At 68.7% G+C, this 18006-nt stretch carries 14 protein-coding genes; 7 read left to right on the top strand and 7 right to left on the bottom strand.

Going from position 1 to position 18006, the window contains the following annotated elements:
* Positions 1–21: 21 nt before the first annotated feature.
* The 4 genes from hrcA (at position 22) to PQ455_RS09035 (ending at position 3685) form a co-directional block, all read left to right on the top strand.
* Positions 22–1065: a heat-inducible transcriptional repressor HrcA gene (gene hrcA, locus PQ455_RS09050; protein ID WP_273691328.1), complete on the top strand. Its 1044-nt coding sequence runs from the start codon at positions 22–24 to the stop codon at positions 1063–1065.
* Positions 1062–1601, top strand: coding sequence for a nucleotide exchange factor GrpE (gene grpE / locus PQ455_RS09045; protein ID WP_273691141.1), 540 nt, complete (start codon positions 1062–1064; stop codon positions 1599–1601). The genes hrcA and grpE overlap by 4 nt, the downstream gene beginning before the upstream one ends.
* A gap of 100 nt (positions 1602–1701) precedes the next feature.
* A complete protein-coding gene (locus PQ455_RS09040) occupies positions 1702–3207 on the top strand; it encodes an oligosaccharide flippase family protein (protein ID WP_273691139.1) in 1506 nt (501 codons plus the stop codon).
* 76 nt (positions 3208–3283) lie between these two features.
* Positions 3284–3685, top strand: a complete 402-nt coding sequence (locus PQ455_RS09035; protein ID WP_273691129.1) for a hypothetical protein — start codon at positions 3284–3286, stop codon at positions 3683–3685.
* Between the two features lie 169 nt (positions 3686–3854).
* Here the strand turns inward: PQ455_RS09035 and PQ455_RS09030 are convergent, their stop codons facing one another.
* Positions 3855–6458 (bottom strand): coiled-coil domain-containing protein, encoded by a 2604-nt coding sequence (locus PQ455_RS09030; RefSeq protein ID WP_273691128.1) that lies wholly within the window; start codon positions 6456–6458, stop codon positions 3855–3857.
* 181 nt (positions 6459–6639) lie between these two features.
* Between PQ455_RS09030 and PQ455_RS09025 the strand changes: the two genes are divergently transcribed.
* Positions 6640–7848 (top strand): hypothetical protein, encoded by a 1209-nt coding sequence (locus PQ455_RS09025; protein ID WP_273691126.1) that lies wholly within the window; start codon positions 6640–6642, stop codon positions 7846–7848.
* Between the two features lie 72 nt (positions 7849–7920).
* On the opposite strand, the gene PQ455_RS09020 is transcribed toward PQ455_RS09025, so the two are convergent.
* The 3 genes from PQ455_RS09020 to gltX all read right to left on the bottom strand — a co-directional run bounded on the left by PQ455_RS09020 (position 7921) and on the right by gltX (position 11521).
* Positions 7921–8487, bottom strand: coding sequence for an SMI1/KNR4 family protein (locus tag PQ455_RS09020; RefSeq protein WP_273691125.1), 567 nt, complete (start codon positions 8485–8487; stop codon positions 7921–7923).
* Between the two features lie 265 nt (positions 8488–8752).
* On the bottom strand, positions 8753–10039 hold the full coding sequence (locus PQ455_RS09015; protein WP_273691123.1) for a citrate synthase: 1287 nt from the start codon (positions 10037–10039) through the stop codon (positions 8753–8755).
* 30 nt (positions 10040–10069) lie between these two features.
* Complete coding sequence (gltX, locus tag PQ455_RS09010) at positions 10070–11521, bottom strand: glutamate--tRNA ligase (protein WP_273691122.1); 1452 nt, start codon at positions 11519–11521, stop codon at positions 10070–10072.
* 128 nt (positions 11522–11649) lie between these two features.
* On the opposite strand from gltX, the gene PQ455_RS09005 reads away from it, so the two are divergent.
* Positions 11650–13695: a ComEC/Rec2 family competence protein gene (locus tag PQ455_RS09005; protein WP_273691120.1), complete on the top strand. Its 2046-nt coding sequence runs from the start codon at positions 11650–11652 to the stop codon at positions 13693–13695.
* Positions 13696–13776: 81 nt separating this feature from the next.
* On the opposite strand, the gene PQ455_RS09000 is transcribed toward PQ455_RS09005, so the two are convergent.
* The 3 genes from PQ455_RS09000 to PQ455_RS08990 are packed head-to-tail and all read right to left on the bottom strand — an operon-like array spanning position 13777 to position 17682.
* A complete protein-coding gene (locus PQ455_RS09000; RefSeq protein ID WP_273691119.1) occupies positions 13777–15108 on the bottom strand; it encodes a methyltransferase domain-containing protein in 1332 nt (443 codons plus the stop codon).
* 10 nt (positions 15109–15118) lie between these two features.
* Positions 15119–16558, bottom strand: a complete 1440-nt coding sequence (locus tag PQ455_RS08995; protein WP_273691117.1) for a cytochrome P450 — start codon at positions 16556–16558, stop codon at positions 15119–15121.
* A complete protein-coding gene (locus tag PQ455_RS08990) occupies positions 16555–17682 on the bottom strand; it encodes a hypothetical protein (RefSeq protein ID WP_273691115.1) in 1128 nt (375 codons plus the stop codon). Before PQ455_RS08990 ends, PQ455_RS08995 begins: the two co-directional genes overlap by 4 nt.
* 20 nt (positions 17683–17702) lie before the next feature.
* Between PQ455_RS08990 and PQ455_RS08985 the strand changes: the two genes are divergently transcribed.
* Positions 17703–17996 (top strand): hypothetical protein, encoded by a 294-nt coding sequence (locus tag PQ455_RS08985; RefSeq protein ID WP_273691113.1) that lies wholly within the window; start codon positions 17703–17705, stop codon positions 17994–17996.
* The last annotated feature ends 10 nt before the right edge of the window (positions 17997–18006 follow it).

Below are 18006 nucleotides of genomic sequence, written 5' to 3'. Positions count from 1 at the left end.
CCGTTCCCCCCTACATTCTCCATCGTGACGCAGCCCATCACCGAGCTTTCCACCCGCGCGCGCGACATCTTCCGTCTCGTGGTGGAGACCTACATCGATTCGGGCCAGCCGGTCGGCTCGCGCACCGTGTCGCGCTTCTCGGGCCTCAACCTCTCGCCGGCCTCGATCCGCAACGTGATGCAGGATCTGGAGGAAGCCGGGCTGCTCGCCGCGCCGCACACCTCCGCCGGCCGCGTGCCGACCGAAACGGGCCTGCGCCTCTTCGTCGACGGCATGATGCAGACGGGCGAGCTTTCCGACGACGAGCGCCGCCAGATCGAGGCGCAGGCCGGGCGCGGCGGCCCGGTCGAGGATGCGCTGGCTGCCACCTCGGCGGCGCTCTCCGGCCTCTCCGCCTGCGCCGGCATCGTGCTGGTGCCGCGCCACGAGACGATCCTGAAGCAGCTCACCTTTCTGCCGCTCAACGAGGGCCGCGCCGTCGCGGTGCTGGTCGGCGGCGACGGATCGGTCGAAAATCGCGTCGTCGATCTGCCCCCCGGCGTCACCGGATCGGCGCTGGTCGAGGCGGGCAATTATGTCACCGCGCGGCTCGGCGGCCTTACGTTGGCCGAAGCCCAGACCCGGCTGCGCGACGAGATCGGCCGGGGCCGCGCCGCGCTCGACACCGCCGCGCAGGCGCTGGTTGAGCGCGGCCTCGCCATGTGGTCCGAGGATGGCGCGCAACGCCCCGTGCTGATCGTGCGCGGTGCCGCCAACCTGATCGACGAGGGCACCGCCGGCAATCTCGATCGGGTCCGCCAGTTGCTCGACGAGATCGAGGGCAAGGAGGAACTGGTCCGCCTGCTCGACAGCGCGCGCGGCGCGCGGGCGATGAAGGTGTTCATCGGATCGGAGAACAAGCTCTTCTCGCTCTCCGGTTCGTCGGTTATCGCCGCCCCCTACCATGGCAGCGACGGCCGCGTGGTCGGCGTGGTCGGCGTGATCGGCCCGACGCGGTTGAACTACGCGCGGGTCGTCCCCATGGTGGATTTCACCGCACAGACATTATCCAGGTTGATGGCATGAACGAAGAGACGACCACCCCCGAGGACATCCGCGAAGAGACGGCCGCCGCCGCACCCGAAGTGGCCGAGCATGACCGCGCCGCCGAACTGGAGGCCCAGCTTGGCGAGGCGAAGAGCGCCGTCCTCTACGCGCAGGCCGAGACGCAGAACGTCCGCCGCCGCATGGAAAAGGACATCGCCGACGCGCGCGCCTATGCCGCGACCAAGTTCGCGCGCGACGTGCTGTCCGTCGCCGACAATCTCGCCCGTGCGCTGGCGGCCATCCCCGAGGATCTGCGCGGCGACGAGAAATTGAAGGGCCTGGTCACCGGGCTGGAGGCCACCGGCCGCGAGCTGGAGGCGGTGTTCACCCGCAACGACATCACCCGCATCGAATCGGTCGGCCAGATGCTCGATCCGAACAAGCATCAGGCGATGATCGAGCTGCCGTCCGATCAGCCGGCGGGCACCGTCGTGCAGGAGATGCAGGGCGGCTATATGATCAAGGACCGCCTGCTGCGCCCGGCGATGGTGGCGGTGGCGAAGGCCGCCGACTGACCGGGGCCGGCGCTGCCCGCGGGTGCGGTAGCGCCGGTCAGCCGCCGGGATGATGTGACGCCGGCGGCCATTCGGCGTCGCCGCTGATCATCAGCGAGGCTTGGCAATCCCCCGCCCGATGCGCCATGGCGGGGGCGTGAAAAAATCGCTGCTCGGCAATTTCGGCGTCAATGTCGCCAGCGCGATGCTGCCGATCGCGATTCAGCTCGTGACGGTGCCGCTCTACCTCCATCTGATCGGGCAGGCGCGCTACGGCCTGCTCTCGATCGTGTGGCTGCTGCTGGGTTATTTCGGCTTCCTCGATCTCGGCCTGTCGCGCGCCGCCGCCAACGCGCTGGCCCGCCTGCCGATCCACGCCACCACCGAGCGCGCGCGGGTGCTGGCGACGACCTGCCTGCTCAACCTCGGGCTCGGCTGCGTTGGCGGGGTGATCCTCTATTTCGGCGGCACGCTCATCCTGACCCGCCTGCTCAAGCTGCCGGTCGAACTGGTGCCCGAGGTGGATGCGCTGTCGGGCTGGATCGCCGGGCTGCTGCCGCTGGCCTTCCTCTCGGGCGTGGGCGTGGGCGCGCTGGAGGCGCGCGAGCGGTTCGTCGTCGCCAATATCGTTCAGGTCGGCGGGCAGGCGCTGGGGCAATTGCTGCCGCTGGCGGCGGTCTATGCCTTGGGCCCGTCGCTGGCGGTGGTGGTGCCGATCGCGGCGCTGGTGCGCGGGGCGACGGCGCTCGTAACGCTCCTGCTGGCGGCACGGCAGGAGCATGTCTTCACCCATCTGGCCTTCGATCGGGCCAAGGCGCGCGCTTTGCTGGGTTATGGCGGCTGGGTCAGCCTGTCGGGGCTTCTCTCTCCGCTGATCTGGAGCGTGGATCAGGTGATGATCGGCGCGATCCAGGGCGTCGCGCGGGTCGCGGCCTTCGCGGTGCCGATGAACCTCGTCCAGCGCACGCAGGTGATCGGCGCGGCGCTGGCCCGCACGCTCTTCCCGCGCCTGTCGAGCGCGAGCGAGGCCGAGGCGGAGGCCGCGCAGCGCAGCGCCATCCTCGCGCTCGGCCATTGTTTCGGCATGGTCTGCTTCGGCGGCATCCTGCTGCTGCGGCCGTTCCTGGAGCTTTGGGTGGGGCGCGGCATGGCCGATCAGGCGGCGCCGATCGGCGAGATCCTGTTCTTCGGCATCTGGATCAACAGCGTCGCCTCGGTCTCGCTCACCTATCTGCTTGCACGCGGGATGCCGCGCCTGCTGGTGAAGCTGCAACTGATCGAGCTGTTGCCGTGCGTCGCGATGTTCTGGGCGATGACGCATTTCTTCGGCGTGGTCGGCGCGGCGGTGGCCTTCTCGATCCGCTGCCTGCTCGATGCCGCCCTCATCATGGCCGCCGCGCGCATCCGCCTGCGTGACGCGTGGCAGCTCGCCGGGCCGGCGCTGGTGCTGCTGGCGGGCGCGATGGTGTCGCTGGGTGTGATGCCCGGCCTGATCGCCCGCATCGCGATCGGCGCGGCGATCGGTGCGGTCTGGCTGTGGCTCTGCTGGTGGAAACTGCCCGAATTGCGCGAGCCCGTCATGCAACGCCTCCGCCGCCCGCCGCACCATGTCGATGGGGTGATGTAGATACGGCCTGCGCCGGGGTGAGGATTTTTGGCGGATTCCCGTTGCATTCCGCCACGATCCGCGCCTAGCCTGCACCATGCGCTACGGGGCTCTCGGCTGGACGGTCGCCCGGATCCTGTTCGGGCTGTTCTTCATCTATGCGCCGATCCTGATCCTGATCGAGTTCGGCGGCCAGCACCCGCCCGAAACCGTCCCCGCCGCCGCCCGTTTCACCATCGCGCTAAACGATACCGGCTTCATGAACCCCTCGCTGATCGCGGTACTGCTGATCGGCGGCGTGGCGATGCTGTTCGATCGATCGGCGCCGATCGGCTTGATCTTGCTAGGCCCGCCGATCTTCGTGATCGCGCTGTTCCACTGGTTCCTGACGCATCAATATGTGTGGGGCAGCATCTGGCCGCTGTGGGCGGCGGCGCTGGCCTGGCATTATCGCCCGGTGTTCGCGCGGCTGTGGGAGAGGCGGCCGGCGGCCGAGTGAGGGGGCGCCCGAGATAAGGGCGTCACCCCGGCGCAGGCCGGGGTCTCGGGAGGCTCTGGGCGACGTAGTGGCCATCTCCAGCGGGCCCGGCATCCGCCGGGGCAACGAATGTGGTTTGCCGGCCGCCTGTTCGGGCCGCTCGGCAACCACCAAGCGCACTGCCGTCAGATCACACCCGCAGCCGCTCGATCGCCTGCGCCAGCGCGACATACAGCTTGCCCATGTCGGACGAGAGCATCGTCACGCCCAGCGGGCCGCCATCGCGGCTGGAGAGGACGCGGCGGAGCATCGCCTCGAAATCGTGGATGTAGCGGTTCACCTGTTCGCGGAATTCCGGCTCGGCGGTGTAGACGCGCAGGATCTCGCGGGTCTCGCCCGAATCCAGCAGGCGCACCGCGCGGCGAGTGAAGACACCCCGGTCGCCGCGCAGATAGGCCGCCCAGGCCGTGTCGGTGATGTCGTTCGACAGGATCTTGGCGACGTCGATCGCGGCCGAATTGAGCGACTCCACCAGCAGCGCGACCTGCCGCGAGAAAGCCTGATCGTCCTGCTTGTCGGCGCTTTCGCGCGCGTCGCTGACCCGCGCCTCCATCGCCTCGGCCGCCTGGGTGACGGCGGCGATGCGGCTGGTGAGCTGTTCCGCGGTGGCCTCGCTCGCTTCGGTCAGGCGGGTCTCCATCGACTCGCTGGCTTCCGACAGGCGGCGCTCCATCGCCTCGGTTGCCTGCGCGATCGCGGCGACGCGGGCGGCGAGTTGCTCCGCCGAGCTTTGCCCCGCGTTCGACAGCCGATCCTCCATCGCCCCGCCGGCGCGCTCGATCGCGTCGATCTGGGTGCGGAGTTGCTGGCCGGCGCGGTCCGCCGCCGCGATCGCCGCGTCGGCGGCGTAGGCGACACCCTCGATATGCGCGCGGGTCTTTTCCGCCAGCACGCGATCGACGGTCGATTCCACCGCGCTGCCGAACTGGTCGGCCACGTCGGGCACGATGTTGGTGAGCGCCACGCGTGCCTGTTCGGCGGCATGGCTGGCCGTCTCGCGGACGCGGATCATCGCGTCCATCAGCCGGCTGGTGGTGCCGGCGGCGAGCGATTCGGCGCTCTGGCTGGTCTCCGCGATCAGGCGGTTGAGCGCATGCGCCTGCTCGCGCACCGCGCCCAGCCGCTCATCGACACCCGAACCCAGCGCGTCGATCGCGCGGCCCTGCGCCTCGACCGAGGAGGCGACTTCGGCGAGGCGGCCGGCGGTCGTTTCGGCGAGACTGGCGAGCGTCTCGGCCTGCGGTGCCGCCGCGCTGACCGAAGCGAGGCTGCGCTCGGCATGGAGGCGCAGGCGCGAGAGTGACGCCGGGATCGTATCCTCCAGATCGCGCGCGTTGCTGTCGAGCACGCGCCGCACGGTCGAGACGCGATCGAGCAAAGTGCCCGCCGCTACCGTCCCGCCGCCGAGCGCGCGGGCGACATGGTCGGAATGGGCGGCCAGCGCCACCAAAGATTCCGCCAGATCGGCGGTCTGTTCGGCGCCCGACGTGCCGAGCGTCGAGAAGCGCTCCTCGATCCGGTCGATCGCGGCTTCCAGATTGCTGACCAGGCTGAGCGAGGCCGCGTCCTGCCCCGCGAGGCGATGGACGAAGGCATCGAGCCGGCCGGTGATCTCGTCGAGCCGGCGGCTGAGCGCGGCGGTCTGGTCGGTGCCGGCACGCTCCAGCGCGGCGCGCGCCTGTTCGGCCAGAGCGGTGAGCGCGGCGGCCTGTTCGGCGATGCCGTGGCGGGTCACGTCGATCGCGCTGCCGGCGGTTTCCAGCGAATGGGCGATGGTGCGATCCAGCCCAAGCGCCACCTCCTCGATCCGGCGCACCGTCTGCGTGCCGTTGCTGGCGAGATGGCCGAGTTGCGCGGTCAGCCTGTCGGCGGATGAATTGACCTGCATGTCGGCCATGTGCGCTGCTTCGGCGATGGCCGAGAGCTGCTTCTCCAGCGCCTCGACCTGATCTTGCGCGGTGATGCCGGCGGTGCGCAGCGTCTGGGCGATGCGGCGGGCATGGTCGTCGGCGGCGGGCAGGTCGCTCATCAGCGCCTTGATGTCGTCGCGCGCGCCCGCGCCGGTGCCCTCCAGCATGGTAACGAGACGCTGGAACTCGCTCGAATCGCGACGCATCGTCTCGCTGGCGGCGGCGAAGCGGCCGGCCGCGCCCGCGCCCAGCTGTTCGAGCTGCGCGGATTGCGCGGCGATCAGCGCGCGGCTTTCCTCCAGCCGGCGAGTGACGATGCCCAGCACGCCGACCAGATTTTCCGAATCGACCCGCATCGCGCGCGACACCCGGCCATAGCGCCGCGATTCGCCGCGCCCGCCGGTGGCGATCACCAGCCACAGGATGCCGAGCAATGCGAGCGGCGCCGCGCCGACGCCGATCCAGGTGGTGATTCGCAGCAGGCCGATCGGCCCGGTCTCACCCGACAGCGCGACCGCGACGGCCGCGACCCAGGCGATGCCGAGCGCGCCCAGCACGATCGTCGGCACGGTCTCGCGCCACACCGAGCGGCTGGTCGCCTCGGGGGCGGTGAAGGCGGCTTCCTCGGGCGCGGCAAGGGGCTCGATCGGCTCGTAGGCGGCGGCATCCGCGATATCGCGATGCGCGTTGCGATCGTCGCCCGCGATCTGCGCAGCCTCGATCGCCGGCGACAGGACGCTATCGTCCCCCTGGCCGTCCGCCTCGGGCTCGATCGCCCGCTCGGGCCTGATCCGCGACCCCATGTTCCGTGCCCCCATGCTCATGCGCCGAACCTTATCAGCTTTCAGGCCGGGCGAAAGCGGTAAGGAATCGTTGCCGACCCTCGCGAAAGAGCGAGGGGCTGGTGCCGCCCCGCGCGCCGACAGGCGCGCCACAAAAGCGCCCTTTGCATCGCCCCGCTGCCATGCCTATCCTCGCCCGATGCCCCAGCCTGCCGGTTCGCGAGTGGTCTCCCTCGCCGCGCTCATCGCCGTTTTCGAGACCGCGCCGGGAGGGGAGGGGGTGCTGGCGGCCTCGCGCGCCTTCGCCGGCGCCAGCGTGCTCGAGCATCAGGCCCGCCGCGCCCGTCGTGCCGGGGCCGAGCGGCTGATCCTGCTCGCCGATACCGCCCATCCCGATCTGCTCGCCATCGCCCAGCGGCTGCGGCGCGACGGCCTGCCGACAGACATCGCCACCAGCATCACCGATGCCGCCGACCGGCTCCACCCCGACGAACCCGTGCTGGTCATCGCCGACGGCTGCCTCGCCGCGCAGGCCGCGCTGGCCGCCATCGTCGCCGCGCCGCCGCCGGCGCTGCTCACCGTGGCCGACATCCCCGGTCGCGACCTGTTCGAGCGGATCGACGCCTCCGTGCGCTGGGCGGGCGTCGCGCTGCTCGATGGCGCGCTGCTGCGCGAGACGGCCGAGATGGTCGGCGAATGGGATCCGCTGTCGGTGCTGCTGCGCCGCGCCGTCCAGCGCGATGCCACCCGTATTCCGATCGCGGAGGATGGCGAGGATGGCCTGCCGGTGTTCGCGCAGGCGCCGCACGGGCTGGCGGGCATCGAGCGCCGCCTCGTTTCCGGCACGCGCGGGCTGGGGCAGGACTGGCCGGCGCTGAAAGTCTATCCGCTGATCGAGGAAGCGCTGCTGCCGCCGCTCTTCCGCCGCCAGATCGATCCGTGGTGGCTGGCCGCCGGTTCGGCGCTGCTGGCCGGCATCGGCGCGGTCGCGACCCACGCGCTGCCGCTCGCCGGGCTGGTGGCGCTCCTCCTGTCCGGTCCGACCGCCTCGCTCGCCGACCGCCTCGCCCTGATCCGCGCGGGCGAAATTCGCGGCCGCCGCTGGTTCGAGGTGGCGCGCGGGCTGTTCGCGGTATTGGCGCTGGTCGCGCTGACAATCGGCCTCGCGCGCGGCGGTCAATGGGGCTGGTGGCTGCTCGGCCTGCTCGTGCCGGCCGGCATGGGCGCGCTCGCCAGCGCCCGCGCGATCCTCGCCCGGCTCGGGGAACGGGCCTCGCCGCCGTGGTGCGCGTCGCTCGATGGTTTGCTGTGGGTGGCGCTGCCGTTCGGAATCGTCGGGCTGTGGGGCGGCGGGCTGGGCGCGATGGCAGCCTATGCGCTGGGTTCGTTCGGCTGGGCGCAGCGGCGGATCATTGCGCTGGCGGGGCGGTAGGGCTCAGGTAGAAAGCTGAACGGCCGGGATTGGTGGTTAGCGGATATCAATAACCCATGCTCCCGTGTTCCCTTACTTGCTGGGGCCTTGATGAATCGCCAGATCATCGGCCAGCGCGAGTCGCAGGAAGTCTCGGAAGCTATCGGCGATAAAAGCATCTGGAAGACCGCCGATCAAGGCGACCTTTCCCCGATTTGGCCCATTAGAACAGCAAATCGCCCAAGCGTAGCACCAGATCAGATAGTCAGAGAATATAAGGTAAGCGTCTATCTCCTGTTCGATCTCGGGATTGATTCGACCCGGCGGCCCGTTGGGGCATTCGTCTGATATGGACTTGATTTCACTCAGTGCCCACCACTGCGTGCCAATGTCATCCATGAATGTGACGCTCGGCGCGGCACAGACCAGATAGGCTCGGAAATCGTCCGGCAGTTGGAGCGAATACCGCTCCTCCAATGCTTCTATCTCCACGCCCGCATTATGACGCGTATAGGTGTCTGGGTTAGACGAAGCCCAGTAAATGCTGAGAGCCTCGTATAGGATCGTGCCTTCCTGCTCAAACAGCGCCGGGTCGATCGGCGGCTTTTGCGCGCGGCGCGAAAGTGAGTGTCGCCTCGTTCTTTTCAGCCAGCCGAACATGCAGCCCTCCCGGTTTTGGCCGAATGATAGCCGCGATTGGAATGGCCGCTAGTGGGGCGAACCCGTCATGCCGTCATGCCGGGCTTGTTCCGGCATCAGCCCTCGGCGCATCCATCGGCCCAAGGGGCGGGGCGGTGGACCCAAGAGCATATCCGCACTGACGATGTGAATGTTGCGGTGTCGGCGCGCTCCCGCTCTCAAAACGAAAACGCCGCCCCGGTGCGAACCGGGACGGCGCTTCGTCAAACCTGTCGCTAACCCCGCCTCAGCGGCTGGCGACCGGCACGTAATCGCGCTGGGTGGCGCCGGTGTAGAGCTGGCGCGGGCGGCCGATCTTCTGCTCGGGGTCCGAGATCATCTCGTTCCACTGGGCGACCCAGCCGACGGTGCGGGCCAGCGCGAACAGCACGGTGAACATCTCGGTCGGGAAGCCGATCGCCGACAGGATCACGCCCGAATAGAAGTCCACGTTGGGGTAGAGCTTCTTGTCGATGAAATATTGATCCTTCAGCGCGATCTGCTCCAGTTCGCGCGCGGTATCCAGCACCGGATCGCTGATGCCGAGCTTGTCGAGCACGTCGGCCGCCGCCTTCGACAGCACCTTCGCGCGCGGATCGAAGTTCTTGTAGACGCGGTGGCCGAAGCCCATCAGGCGGAACGGATCGTCCTTGTTCTTGGCGCGGGCGATATATTCCGGGATGCGATCGGGCGTGCCGATCTCGCGCAGCATGTTGAGCGCCGCCTCGTTGGCGCCGCCATGCGCCGGGCCCCACAGACAGGCGATGCCGGCCGCGATGCAGGCGAACGGGTTCGCGCCCGACGAACCGGCGAGGCGCACGGTCGAGGTGGACGCATTCTGCTCGTGATCGGCGTGGAGGATGAAGATCTTGTCCATCGCGTCGACCACGACGGGATCGGGCTCATATTCCTCGGCGGGCACCGAGAAGGTCATCTTCAGGAAGTTGGCGGTGTAGCTCAGCTTGTTGTCCGGATAGACGAACGGCTGGCCGACCGAATATTTATAGGCCATCGCCGCGATCGTCGGGATCTTGGCGATCAGGCGGTGGCTGGCGATCAGCCGCTGCTTGGGATCGGTGATGTCGGTCGAATCATGATAGAAGGCCGAGAGCGCGCCGACCACGCCGCACAGGATCGCCATCGGGTGGGCGTCCCGGCGGAAACCGCGGAAGAAGGCGGCCAGCTGCTCATGCACCATCGTGTGGCGGCTGATCGTGGTGCTGAACGTATTCAGCTCGTCCTGGCCCGGCAGCTCGCCGTTGAGGAGGAGGTAGGCGACCTCCATGAAGCTCGACTGTTCGGCCAGCTGGTCGATCGGATAGCCGCGATGCAGCAGCACGCCGGCGTCGCCGTCGATATAGGTGATCTTGGACCAGCAGCTCGCCGTGGAGGTGAAGCCGGGATCATAGGTGAAGGCGCCGGTCTGGCCATACAGCTTGCGGATGTCGATCACGTCCGGGCCGGTCGACCCGGACAGCACCGGATAGGTCAGGGTCTTGTCCTCGAACCCCAGCGTCGCGCTCTTGTCACTCACCGGCAGAACTCCTTGTGTCTTGATTATCCTTCAGGCGCGCCCGGTCCAGTCACCCAGCCGGGCCAGGCTCTCCTCGCGACCGAGCAGCGCCAGCACGTCGAAAATTCCCGGAGACGTCGTCCGGCCGGTGAGCGCCGCGCGGAGCGGCTGCGCCACCTTGCCGAGACCGATCCCCGCCGCCTCCGCCACCGGCCGGATCGCCGTCTCGAGCGCGGGCGCGCTCCAGTCTTCGACCGCCGAGAGCGCGCTTTCCGCATTCGCGAGAAGCGCGATCGCGGATGCGTCTAGCAGGGCGGATGCCTTCTCGTCCATGGGCAGGGGGCGGGTGCGGAACAGGAAGGCGGCGCCGTCCGCCAACTCCTTCAAATCCTTGGCCCTTACCTTCAGGTGCGGGATGCTGCGGCGCAGAAGATCATGATCGGACTCGGCAAGCACGCGGCCCGCGTCGGTGGCCACGCGCGACCCGATCAGCTCGGCCAGTCGGGCATCGTCCGCCTCCCGGATGTAGTGGCCGTTCATATTCTCCAGCTTCTTGATGTCGAAGCGGGATGGGGAGCGGCCGACGCCGGCCAGATCGAACCAGCGGATCGCATCCTCGGTGGAGATGAACTCGTCGTCGCCATGGCCCCAGCCGAGCCGCAGGAGATAGTTGGAGACCGCCTCGGGCAGCATCCCCATCTCGTCGCGATAGGCGTCCACCCCCAGCGCCCCGTGGCGCTTGGAGAGCTTGGCGCCATCGGCCCCGTGGATCAGCGGGATATGCGCATAGACCGGCTCGGGCCAGTTCATCGCGCGGATGATGCCGAGCTGGCGGAAGGCGTTGTTAAGATGGTCGTCGCCCCGGATCACATGGGTCACGCCCATATCGTGATCGTCCACCACCACCGCCAGCATATAGGTGGGTGTGCCATCGGAGCGGAGCAGGACCATGTCGTCCAGCTCGGCATTCTGCACCGTCACCGAACCCTGCACCTGATCCTCGATCGTGGTGGCGCCGGTCTGGTCGGCGCGCAGGCGCACGACGAAGGGCTTGCCCTCCTGCTCGGGCCCGGCCACGCGATCGCGCCAGCGGCCGTCGTAGCGCAGCGGCTGCTTGGCGGCCTTCTGCTGCTCGCGCATCTCGGTCAGCTCCTCGGCCGTCGCATAGCAGCGATAGGCGTGGCCGCTGGCCAGCATCTGCGCGGCGACCTCGGCATGGCGCGCGGCGCGGGCGAACTGGAACACGGGTTCCTCGTCCCCACCGAGGCCCAGCCAGCCGAGCCCGTCGAAGATGGCGTCGATCGCGGCGTCGGTCGATCGCGCGCGATCGGTATCCTCGATCCGCAGCAGGAAATTGCCGCCGTGGTGGCGAGCGAACAGCCAGTTGAACAGCGCGGTGCGCGCGCCGCCGATATGGAGATAACCGGTCGGCGACGGCGCGAAACGGGTGACGACGGCGCCCGTGGAGGCGGTGCCCCCCGGAGCATCGATACTTGCGCCCACTGGCGGCTTCTCCCAAGGATAGGGGCGACATGGCCCGGCAGGATGGCAGCGCCCCTAGCATAGCGATCCCGGCCCTTCAAACCGGCGCGATACGGCTTTGGCGCCGCTTGGGCGATATTCCCTCCGCGATGTCCGCGATGGAAGCGTGGCTGGATGCCGAGCGCGATCAACTCGCGCTGTGGCTGCCGGTCGGCCTCGGGCTCGGCATCGCGCTGTGGTTCCTGCTGCCCACGCGCGACGGGTGGACGATCGCCATGCTCGCGGCGGCGGGCGTGGGCGGGTTGGCCTTCGCGCTGGGGCGGGGCGGGCGGCTGGGGCCGGCGATCGGCCTGTTCGCGGTGGCGACGGCTCTCGGCTGCGGCATCGTCTGGTGGCGCGCCGAGCGGGTCGCCGCGCCGATCCTGCCGCGCGTGACGGTCGCGACCTTCGAGGGCCAGGTCGAGGCGGTCGAGCCGCGCCCGGCCGATGGCATAACCCGGCTGACCCTGGCGCCGACGGGCGATCTGCCGCCGCGCATCCGGGTGAATGTGGCCGATCGCGATCTGCCCGCCGGGATCGTCGCCGGCACCCGCGTGTCGCTGCGCGCCCGGCTGCTCCCGCCGCCCACCGCCTCTCTGCCCGGCGCCTATGATTTCGCGCGGGTGGCGTGGTTCAAGGGCCTCGGCGCCACCGGCCGCGCGCTGGGGCGTGTCACGATCACCGCCCCCTCGCCGGAACGCTGGCGCGACCGGCTGGCCGCGTGGCGCCAGCGGCTGACGGCGCATATCGTCGCCCGCGTCGGCGGCGCGGCGGGCGGGATCGCCGCCGCCTTCGTCACCGGCGACGTCGGCGCCATCCGGCAACAGGATGGCGAGGCGATGCGCCGCTCGGGCCTCGCCCACCTCCTGTCGATCAGCGGCCTGCACGTCACGGCGGCGGTCGGCGCGGCGATGCTGCTGGCGCTACGGCTGCTGGCGCTGTCGCCCACCCTCGCGCTGCGATGGCCTTTGCCGGTGATCGCGGCGGGGGCGGGGGCGCTCGTCGGCATCGGCTACACCCTCCTGTCGGGCGCCGAGGTGCCGACGATCCGCTCCTGCGTGGCGGCCTTGCTGGTGCTGGGCGGCATCGTCATGGGGCGCGAGGCGATCACGCTTCGGCTGGTCGCGACGGGCGCGCTGATCGTCCTGCTGCTCTGGCCCGAGGCGCTGGCCGGCCCCAGCTTCCAGCTGAGCTTCGCCGCCGTCACCGCGATCGTTGCCCTCCACGAACATCCCCGCATCCGCGCCCTGTTCCTCAAGCGCGACGAGGGGCTGGCCCCGCGCCTCACGCGCGAACTCGGCTCGCTGCTGCTGACCGGCATCGTCGTCGAGGGCGCGCTGATGCCGATCGGTCTCTACCATTTTCACCGCGCCGGCCTCTACGGCGCGATGGCCAATATCCTCGCCATCCCCTTGAGCACCTTCGTCATCATGCCGCTGGAGGCGCTGGCGTTGCTGTTCGACGTGGCCGGGCTGGGCGCCTCCTTGTGGTGGCTGGCGGGCCATGCTGTGCGGCTGTTGCTGGCCATCGCCCATGTCACCGCGTCGCTGCCCGGATCGAGCGCCGCGCTCCCCTCGATGCCGGCCGGCGCCTTCGCGCTGATGATCGCGGGCGGGCTGTGGATCGCCTTGTGGCGCACCCGCCTGCGCCGGCTGGGCCTTGTTCCGCTCGTCGCCGGCGCGCTCTGGACGATCGCCACCCCCGCGCCCGACATTCTCATTACCGGCGATGGCCGCCATGTCGCGGTGCGGACCAGCGACGGCCGGCTGGTCCTGCTGCGCGACCGGGCGGGCGATTATGTCCGCGACATGATGGGCACCGCCGCCGGCGTCGAGGGCGAGGCCGATCCCCTCGACGGCGCGCCCGAAGCGCGCTGCAACGCCGATCTCTGCCGCATCAATCTGGCGGCGGGCGGCCGCACATGGCGCCTCCTCGCCACCCGCAGCGTCTATTTCGTCGACCGCGCCGCCTTCGCCGGGGCCTGCGCCACCGCCGACATCGTCGTCAGCGACCGCCGCCTCCCGCGCACCTGCACGCCCCGTTGGATCCGGGCGGATCGCGATCTACTGCGGGCCACAGGAGGACTGGCGATCACCCTCGCCACCGGCCGCGTCGATAGCGTCGTCATGCCCGGCGACGAACATCCGTGGCGATAGAAGCCTGTTCGCTCCCATCGGCCATGGCATTGATGGAAGTTGGCGTATCTGCTCACGGGGCAGTCCCGTGAGGTACGGGCTTTACGGCTTCTTGCGGACGATGATCCCGAACGAGGTCGTCACATACCGCTTCAGCGCCACCTTCAGGTGCACGTCCGAGCAATAAGGCGGGACATCGACGAACTGGTCGTCGGGCTGCTCGCCCTGGTCGAAGCTGAGCGGCATCACCTCATGCCCGCGTGCGTTCAGCACCAGCGCCAGCCGCTCGAAATCGCGCTTGCGGAACAGCACCGTGTCGCCGCGCGACATCGTGCGGAAGCCCGAGGTGAGGTTCAGTTCGGTCGTGTGGACCGCGATCCCGCCCGGCTTCAGCGTGTCGAGCGAATTGACCACGAAATCGAGGCCCGCCTGGATGGAGCCGAGATGCTCGAACGCGCAGGACGACCAGCAGAAGTCGAAATCGCGGAAGTGCGCGGGAATGCGCGTCATGTCCGCCGATTCGAAGCGCACCTTCTCGTCGAAAATCTCGTTCGGCACGATCGAGGGATCGCGCAAATCGGCGAGCGCCGTGCCGTGCTGGTGCGTCAGGCTCCAGATCGCCGAGCGATCGTCATTGGGATCGAGGTCGGTCGCGACCACGTCGCAGCCCGCCTTGGCGAACACCGCCGGCAGCGGCTCGATGCCGACGCCGAAGCCCAGTCCGCGCTTGCCGGGCTGGAGCGCGCCATAATATTCGAGCGCGCGGCCGACGTAGACGAACTCCCACTGCTTGCGGTGGCGATGCGGCGCGCGATTCATTCGGCCGACCCAGTCGAGATAGGTCGGCTCGTCCATCTGCGCGGCGGTACACATCTGCGACACGGGGTGGAGCAGGGTGGCGGGCTCGGCGGTGACGAGGCCCTTGAGCTTGCCCGTGGGCGAGCCGCCGAACAGCGCGCGCTTGGCCTCGGCCAGCTTTACCGAAAACACGGATTCGTCCGTGCGCCGGTCGCAATCGATGCGGATCGCGGTGGCGCGCGCATCGGTCTCGCCGTGGATCTGCGCGTGGATGGCGTAGCCGACATCCTCTTCCGCGATGGTGGTCAGCCGATAGGCGCCGCCGCCCTCCGCGAGCGTCGCCAGATCGACGTTGGCTCGCTTGATCTCCTTGGCATCCTCATCCTCGCGAAACTCGTTGATGAAGATGACGAAAGCGCCGCTGGTCGCCTCCAGACCCTCGATCTGGATGTGGAAGGCGATCGGGCCGGGCAGGAAATGGTGATAGGCCGTGTGGAAGGCCATCGTCGGGTCGATCGTCGGCTCGTCGCCGCCGACGCCCTCGATCCGGCTCAGCATGTTGGGGTTGAGACCGAACGGGTCGATGGTGAGTCGATCGGAGCTGTCCGTCGCGTCGACGGGGGAAACGGCAGTCATCGTGAAGCCCTTAGACCTCGCCCACGGGGGCGTCATCCCCCATTTGATCGGGAACGGATGGCCGCAGGCTTAACCGCACCCGCGCGCCATGCTTGGGGCGCAAGGTCAGCCGGCTGATCGGATCGGGCTTGTCGCCGGGGATGGCGGCGATGTCGAAGCGGCGCACCGCGCTCGCCAGCAACAGCACCGCCTCCTGCTGGGCGAAGCCCGCGCCGATGCACACGCGCGGGCCGCGCCCGAAGGGCAGGTAGGCGCGCTTGCAGGCGTCGGCCTGATCGGGCCGCTCGAAACGGTCGGGATCGAAGGCGTGGGGGCATTGCCACCAGTCCGGGCTGCGCTGGAGCAGCCACGGCGACACCGCCACCATCGCCTTGGGCTTGAGCAATTTGTCGCGGAAGCGGATCGGCGCGGTCACCTCGCGCAGCAGGAAGGACACCGGCGGATAGAGGCGCAGCGTCTCCTTGAAGACGTTGCGAGTCATCGTCAGCGATTTCAGCGTCTCGAAGCGGATCGGCCCGCCGCCCGTCGCCGCCTCCAGTTCCGCCCGCATCGCCGTCGCGACGTGCGGACATTCGGACAATATGTAGAGCGCCCAGGTCATCGCGCTGGCCGAGGTTTCGTGCCCCGCCAGGAAGATCACCGAAATCTGGTCGATCAGCTCGGCGAAGGTGAAGGGCGCGCCGCTCGTCGGGTTGCGCGCCTCCAGCAGCGACTGGAGGATATCCTCCGGCCCCGCATCGCCCGTCGCATGATAATTGTCGTACCGCTCGCGCACGATCTCGGCGAAGACGGTGTGGATTTTCGCCGCCGCCTTCACCGCGCGCTTGCGATAGCCGAATTTGGGCAGGCCGAAGATGTGGAGCGTGATGCTCGGCTGCATCTGCGACTGGAAGCGGTGGAAGGCGTGGAAGATGCGCGCCGCCCCCTCGGCATCCAGCGGCACGGAGAACATCGTGCGGAAGATGATGTCCGCCGCCAGATGCGTCATGAACGGATCGACATGGACCGGGCGGGAGAGATCCTCGGCCGCCATCCGCCCGATCACCTCGTCCACCGCCGCCTGCATCATCGCGAAGGTCAGCTTCAGATGGGTGTGCTGGAAGGCGGGGTTCATCATCCGCCTCTGCTCCTCCCAATCCTTGCCGTTGGCCACGAAGATGCCGTTGCCGACCAGCGGCTCCAGCAGTTCGTCGAGTAGCCAATGTTTGGGGAAGGTGCGCGGATTGCCGTCGTCGGCGTCGCGGCAATCGTCCAGCACGCGGTGCACCACGTCCTGATCGTTCGCCATGTAGATGGCCACGTTGGGCAGATGCGTCTCGCCCAGCTTCATCGTGTAGCTCTTCTCGAAGAGCGTATGGATCCACGAATTCCACCCCAGCCGGAACCGCTTGATCGGGTTGGGCTTGGTCTTGGGCGGAACGGGGTAGGGGGGCGTGAACAATTTGCTCATGGGATCGCCCGGAACGCCGCGACGCTCTCCGCGATCGGCCGCGGCCCGGCGGTCAGCGAGAGCAGGCTGGCCGGCGAGATGCGATCCTGACAGCGCAGATAATCGAAATGCAGCTCATATTTCTGCTTGCGCAGCGCCTGATACACGTCCGCTTCGTAGAAGGCGAAGAAGCGCGGGCTGAGCAGATGCATCGTCGCGTTCACCACCTTGGGCTCGCCCAGCGCGAAGGGGTCGACCATCGCATAGCAGGCGCCGTCCGCCGGGAAGCTGAAATCGTACCAGTGGAAATCGGTCGCGGCGATCGCGCGGATTTTCTCGCGATAGCCACCCGCGTCGCGGCGCAGCGCCACCAGCGGGATGCACTGGCCGAAGGTGACCAGCGCGAATTTGGCCGGCAGCGTGCCGCCCATCCGCGCGATCAGCCGGTCCATCAGCGGCACGGCGATGATCGATCCGTTGCTGTGGGTGATGACCAGCACCTCGTCGGCATCGCTCGCCAGAGCCTCGGCGATAGCCTCGACGAAGCCGTCGAGCCGCTCGTCCATCCCCCGGAAATCGCGCCCCCGCGCCAGCGCGTCGTTGAACACATAGAGCCGCACCAGCCACAGCGCGCGCATACGGATGAGCAGCGGAATCGCCCCGGCCACGCCCGCCAGAATCGCGATCGGCAGCGCCCATTTCAGCGGCAGCGCGATCGCCAGCAGGCCGGTCGCCAGCAGGATCAGGAGGAGCGGGATCAGCAGCATCGCCGCCAGCGGATAGTAAAGCGTGGTCAGCGGGTGGCGGGGCAGCGCCAGAACCCGGGGCCAGTCGCTCTGCGTCAGGTAGCGCCAATAGGTCGCCAGCCCCTTCACCACGAGCCGGATCGGCTCGCGGATCCAGGCGGTGCGCACCAGATCGTCCCAGCGCAGATTATAATAGTCCGTCTCGACCCCTGCGGTCTCGTTGACGACCTGCCAGCCCGCGATCGATTCGTTGATCGTCCTGCGGCGGGAGACGGTGATGGTCTCGCCCGCCAGCCGGCCATGTTTCTCCACCTGTTCGGCATACATGCGGTGATAGTGGGGGGCCCCGCGCGGGTCGAACCCGCTGAGGTAGAAACATTTGCGCTTGAAGCTGGCCATCAGCGGTGCATAGCCGGGCCATGGCCGATACGGAACGGGACTATTGTCACCTCATCGATCCGAAGAAATATAACCGCAATCGCGGCTGCCGGCTGCACGACAATGCCTATGGCATCAACGGCGGCGGCGGCGAGCGGGATCGGTGGCGATCGGATGTGGCGCTCTACCGCCACATGAAGGGGGAGGGCGATCCCATGGCCCTGCCGGGGCTGATGGCGACGCTCGCGTTCGGCTGGTTCTTCTTCAACTATCATCCGGGGCGCTGGCTGTGGCGGGGGCAACTCGTCCGCCGCTTCGCCAAGGCGCCCGACTGAGCGACCAAAA

Source organism: Sphingomonas naphthae, assembly GCF_028607085.1.
GTDB lineage: Bacteria > Pseudomonadota > Alphaproteobacteria > Sphingomonadales > Sphingomonadaceae > Sphingomonas_Q > Sphingomonas_Q naphthae.
Note: the sequence above shows the minus strand (reverse complement) of the source record. Positions and strands in the feature narration are given on the sequence as shown.